Here is a 4773-nt window from a genome sequence, read left to right as displayed (position 1 = left end):
TTTTGTTATTATTACATTTTAGCTCTTTCCTTAGCTCTCTGTGAGTTGCTCAGAATACGCTTTCTTATTCTTATGCTCTTTGGTGTTACTTCAAGAAGCTCATCATCAGCGAGAAACTCAAGTGAATCCTCAAGGCTGAGATTTCTTGGCGGAACAAGTCTGAGCGCGTCATCAGAACCGCTTGCACGAGTATTTGTAAGGTGCTTCTTCTTGCAGACATTTACAACAAGGTCTTCCTGCTTTGGTGAAGCGCCAACTATCATTCCCTCATATACAGGTGTGCCTGCTGTGATGAACAACTCGCCTCTCTCCTGTGCGTTGTAAAGACCGTATGTTACAGCCTCGCCTGTTTCAAACGCAACAAGTGAGCCTGTTGCTCTCTTTGGTATCTCGCCCTTATATGGCTCGTAGTCATGGAATACAGAGCTCATGATACCCTCACCCTTTGTGTCTGTAAGGAATTCGCTCTTGTATCCGAAAAGTCCTCTTGCAGGGATAAGAAATTCAAGTCTCATTCTGCTTCCAACAGGTGCCATTTCCTGAAGCTCGCCCTTTCTTGCACCTATCTTCTCCATAACAGAACCTACGCAGTTCTCAGGAACGTCAATAACAAGTCTTTCGATAGGTTCGCAAAGCTTGCCCTCTATCTCCTTGAACAGAACGTGCGGTGTTGAAACGCCAAGCTCATAGCCCTCACGACGCATATTCTCGATAAGGATAGAAAGGTGCATTTCGCCACGTCCTGCAACCTTGAAAGCGTCTGTGCTGTCTGTTTCAGAAACTCTCAGTGAAACGTCCTTAAGAAGCTCCTTGAAAAGTCTGTCTCTCAGGTGACGGCTCGTTACGAACTTGCCCTCTCTGCCTGCGAATGGCGAATTATTTACAGAGAATGTCATTTCAACTGTAGGCTCGGATATCTTTACAAAAGGTACAGCCTCAAAGTTGCCGAAGTCACAGATAGTGTCACCGATAGTGATGTTCTCGATACCGCTTATACAAACGATATCGCCAGCCTTTGCACTCTGGCATGGAACTCTGTTAAGTCCCTCTATCTGATACATTGTAACTATCTTACCACGATATTCCTTCTTAGTCTGATGATAGTCGCCGATCGTAACGTCCTGATTAACTTTCATTTCGCCACGCTCGATACGGCCGATAGCTATTCTTCCTACATACTCGTTGTAGTCGATAGCGGAAACAAGATACTGCATTGGACCCTCAGTATCTACCTCAGGTGCAGGGATATAGCTGAGTATCTCATCAAAGAGAGGTATCATATCCTTGCCCTCTTCGTCTGGCGAATGAGTAGCTGTACCTGCTCTGCCTGAGCAATAAAGGATAGGGCTGTCAAGCTGCTCGTCAGTAGCGTCAAGATCCATGAGAAGCTCGAGAACTTCGTCGCCTACCTCGTTAAGACGAGCGTCAGGTCTGTCTATCTTATTGATAACGATGATTATTTTATGACCAAGCTCAAGTGCTTTCTGAAGCACAAATCTTGTCTGTGGCATTGGACCCTCGGCTGCGTCCACAAGCAGTATAACACCGTTTACCATTTTAAGAACACGCTCTACCTCACCACCGAAATCAGCATGGCCTGGGGTGTCGATAACGTTTATCTTAACGTCCTTATACTTGATAGAAGTATTCTTTGCAAGGATAGTGATTCCTCTCTCACGCTCGATATCGTTTGAATCCATGACTCTTTCTTCTACAGCCTGATTTTCTCTGAAAGTACCGCTCTGCTTGAGCATCTGGTCTACAAGGGTAGTCTTACCGTGGTCAACGTGGGCAATAATAGCAACATTTCTTAAATCTTCTCTAATCATACATACTCCTCCGATTTATCAAGACACAGCAAAGCGAATGCTTTCTGTAACGATTTGCTTAATATATTTCGCAAAAATTATAAACAATAAAAATTATAAATATATTTTCTCCCATCAAAGGAAAGAAAATCGTAATTTTTCACAAAAAGCCTATAAAACACAAAAGCACCTTGCGAAATTTTCCGCAAGGTAACTTTCCTAATTGAGAATTATAGCACATTTTTGCCGATTTGTCAAGAAAAAAGTATCATTCACAGGTTACGCCTTGTATGGTGTGCCTTAGATTAAATGATTTATGTTTTTGGCTGTTTTACACAATATTGCGCCGCTAATATTTTACACAAAAATAATTGAAATCATGGTATAAAAGTTGTATAATATCAATAATCAAAGATATAACTTTGATAACAGAGATCATATATTTGAAAGGCGGAATAATCAAATGGCTAACAGAATGATACTTAATGAAACTTCATATTTCGGTGCAGGCTCGATCAGCGAGATAGTTACAGAGGCAAAGAAGAGAGCTTTTAAAAAGGCTCTTGTTGTAACAGACCCTGACCTTATCAAATTTAACGTTGCAAAGAACGTTACAGATCTTTTGGAGGAAGCAGGACTTGCTTATGATATATTCTCTCAGGTAAAGGCTAACCCTACTGTAAAGGTAGTAAAGGCTGGTATCGAAGCTTTCAAGGCAGCAGATGCTGACTATCTTATCGCTATCGGCGGCGGCTCATCAATGGACACTGCAAAGGCTATCGGTATCATCATAAACAACCCTGAGTATGCTGACGTTACTTCTCTTGAGGGCGCTATTGACACAAAGAATCCTAGTGTTCCTATAATCGCAGTTCCTACAACAGCAGGCACAGCCGCAGAGGTAACTATCAACTATGTTATCACAGACGAGGAGAAAAAGAGAAAGTTCGTTTGCGTTGATCCACACGATATCCCAGTTGTTGCAGTTATCGACGCAAAGATGATGTCATCAATGCCAAAGGGACTTACAGCTTCAACAGGTATGGACGCTCTTACACACGCTATCGAGGGCTACACAACACTTGGCGCTTGGGAGCTTACAGACATGATGCACCTCAAAGCAATAGAGATAATCTCACGTTCACTGAGAAAGGCTGTTGAGAACGATCCTCAGGGACGTGAGGACATGGCTCTCGGTCAGTATATCGCAGGCATGGGATTCTCAAACGTCGGTCTTGGCGTTGTTCACGGCATGGCTCACCCACTTGGCGCATTCTATGATACACCTCATGGTATCGCAAATGCAGTTCTTCTTCCGTATGTAATGGAGTACAACGCTGAATACACAGGCGAAAAGTTCAAATACATTGCAGAGGCAATGGGCGTTGACACAACAGGCATGAGCCAGGCTGAATACAGAGCAGCCGCAGTAAACGCAGTTAAGCAGCTTTCAAAGGATGTTGGAATCCCTGAGAAGCTCCACGAGATAGGCGTTAAGGAAGAGGATCTTCAGGCACTTTCAGAGTCTGCATTCGCAGATGTATGCACAGGAGGAAATCCAAGACCTTGCACAGTTGAATCTATCCTCGGCATCTACAAGACAGCATTCTAATTCAAAAATCTTTTATCTGCCCTCGGTTTTCGGGGGCAGATTTTTATTGCCCGAAAAAAATATTTATGGTATAATACATTTAAAGTGAGTTTAAAGTTCATAGGTTATCATATATCGTAAGATATTATAATGACTTATAGGGAGGAATTTTAATGAGATTACTTCTTGCCGAGGACGAAGTGGAGCTTGCAAATGCGCTTTCGGCAGTGCTTAAACACAAAAACTATTCTGTTGACGCTGTTTACAACGGCATCGACGCATACAACTATGCAATTGCACAGGATTATGACGGCATAATACTTGACATTATGATGCCTGGTATGGACGGCATACAGGTGCTTACAAAACTCCGTGAAAAGGGTATCGGCTCCCCTGTTCTTCTGCTTACTGCAAAGTCTGATATTGACGATAGGATAACCGGACTTGATTCGGGTGCTGACGATTATCTTACAAAGCCATTTGCAATGGGCGAGCTTCTTGCGAGAATAAGGGCAATGACACGCCGCCGCACTGAGTTTGCACCCTCTACCCTTACTTTCGGAAACGTTTCTCTCAACAGACAGAGTTTTGAGCTTTCAGGTCCTAACGGCTCTCAGAAGCTTGGCAACAAAGAGTTTCAAATGATAGAAGCCCTTATGCTAAATCACGGCACGCTTATTTCCACAGAGCGTTTCATGGAAAAGATATGGGGCTATGACTCTGACGCTGAGATAAACGTGGTGTGGGTATATATTTCATATCTGCGTAAAAAGCTTGGTCTTATCGGTGCAGATATCGAGATAAAAGCCACAAGGGGCGTGGGCTACACACTAGAGGAAAAGCATAATGATTAAGCGTTTACAGCGGAAATTCGTTGTTATCGCCGCTGTGTGCCTTCTTATCGTAGAGTTTGCCATAATAAGCGGCATAAATGGAGTGAATATCTATCAGACCAACAAGAATGCAGACGATCTGCTGAACATAATAATCGAAAATGACGGCAGATTTCCTGAGTTCGACCCCAAGGGCATGAAGCATGACAAGCCGCAGGATAATTCAGACAGCGCCTCTCCCCCTGAGAGCAAAAAGCCTGATAAGCACAGAGGCTTTAACGAGGAAACTAAGTATCAGACAAGGTATTTTGTTGTATACGCCGACAGCAATGGCGAAATAACCAAGGTAGATACAGGACACGTTGCGGCGGTGTCAAGTTCGCAGGCTATAGAATACGGCAAAAGCATTCTTGACAGCGGCAAGACTTCAGGCACGTCAGGAAACTACCGCTACAAAACAGGCGACACTGACAAAGGCAAGATAATAGTTTTCATGGACTGCCGCAGTGACGCCGCAACTAAAAACCGTTTCCTTCTTGTG

3 protein-coding genes and 1 pseudogene are annotated in these 4773 nt (G+C 43.5%); 3 read left to right on the top strand and 1 reads right to left on the bottom strand.

Translation table 11 applies throughout. The features are described from left to right. Positions 1–11: 11 nt before the first annotated feature. Positions 12–1829: a translational GTPase TypA gene (typA, locus tag QVO88_RS06395; RefSeq protein WP_022287673.1), complete on the bottom strand. Its 1818-nt coding sequence runs from the start codon at positions 1827–1829 to the stop codon at positions 12–14. A gap of 442 nt (positions 1830–2271) precedes the next feature. On the opposite strand from typA, the gene fucO reads away from it, so the two are divergent. The 3 genes and pseudogenes from fucO to QVO88_RS06380 form a co-directional block, all read left to right on the top strand. Further along, positions 2272–3420, top strand: a complete 1149-nt coding sequence (gene fucO / locus QVO88_RS06390; protein WP_022287672.1) for a lactaldehyde reductase — start codon at positions 2272–2274, stop codon at positions 3418–3420. A gap of 152 nt (positions 3421–3572) precedes the next feature. Beyond that, positions 3573–4253 (top strand): response regulator transcription factor, encoded by a 681-nt coding sequence (locus QVO88_RS06385; RefSeq protein WP_022287671.1) that lies wholly within the window; start codon positions 3573–3575, stop codon positions 4251–4253. Then, a pseudogene (locus tag QVO88_RS06380) lies at positions 4246–4773 on the top strand (two-component sensor histidine kinase); the annotation flags it as partial. The gene QVO88_RS06385 and the pseudogene QVO88_RS06380, both read left to right, overlap by 8 nt.

Origin of the sequence: Ruminococcus sp. CAG:57, assembly GCF_000435935.1 — a bacterium.
Classification (GTDB): Bacteria; Bacillota; Clostridia; order Oscillospirales; family Ruminococcaceae; genus Hominimerdicola; species Hominimerdicola aceti.
Note: the sequence above shows the minus strand (reverse complement) of the source record. Positions and strands in the feature narration are given on the sequence as shown.